Source organism: Vibrio sp. 1288, assembly GCF_033344475.1.
Map to the genome: position 1 here is coordinate 1 of NZ_JAWPOX010000611.1, position 661 is coordinate 661.

Annotated in this window: 1 protein-coding gene and 1 pseudogene; both read left to right on the plus strand. The window is 46.1% G+C overall.

Translation table 11 applies throughout. From position 1 onward, the window contains the following. A partial coding sequence (locus tag R8O11_RS28325) for an ABC transporter permease (RefSeq protein ID WP_318195010.1) occupies positions 1-523 on the plus strand: 523 nt, incomplete at its 5' end. Continuing rightward, positions 513-661: pseudogene (locus R8O11_RS28330) on the plus strand (ABC transporter permease); the annotation flags it as partial. The gene R8O11_RS28325 and the pseudogene R8O11_RS28330, both read left to right, overlap by 11 nt.

A 661-nucleotide genomic window follows, 5' to 3' on the forward strand; every position in this document is an offset into this window, starting at 1 on the left:
AGATTACGGCAATAGCGTCGCCGTAAAAGGCTGGCAGGAGTTATCGCCGGAGCTTTCTCAGCAAATCGCATTAGACAAAGCTGGCGGGAGGTTCCTCATCTACATTCTGTGTGGAATCGTTGGTTTTGGTCTATTCGCGACCATTTTGATGACGACGTTAGAACGCCAGCGTGAATTTGCCGTGATGTTGGCCACTGGGATGCTCAGGAGCAAGTTGATTGGTTTAATTTCAATTGAATCGCTTTTCATCGCCATTATTGGCATTGTTTTGGGTTTGATCGTCAGTGCACCTGTGCTTGGCTACTTCTATTTTAATCCCATTGAAATTACTGGCGAAGCTGCTCAAGTCATGTTGGAAAGTGGTTTTGAGCCCATTGTGCCAGTTTCTCTCGATCCTCACTTGCTGCTTAACCAAATTATCGTGGTTCTCATCATCTTATCCTTGTGCCTTGTCTACCCGATGATTCGTCTTCTTCGTTTACCTATCGCCAGTGGGCTGAAAGGGGGCGCGCATGTTGATTAAATTGGCTTGGCGTAATCTTTGGCGGAACAAATTAAGAACGTCCATCATGCTTGGCGCGATGGTGTTTGGTTTGATGGGCGTTGTCGCCATGATCGGATTTATGAATGGTTTAGTGGACAGCATGATCAAAAATGCGAT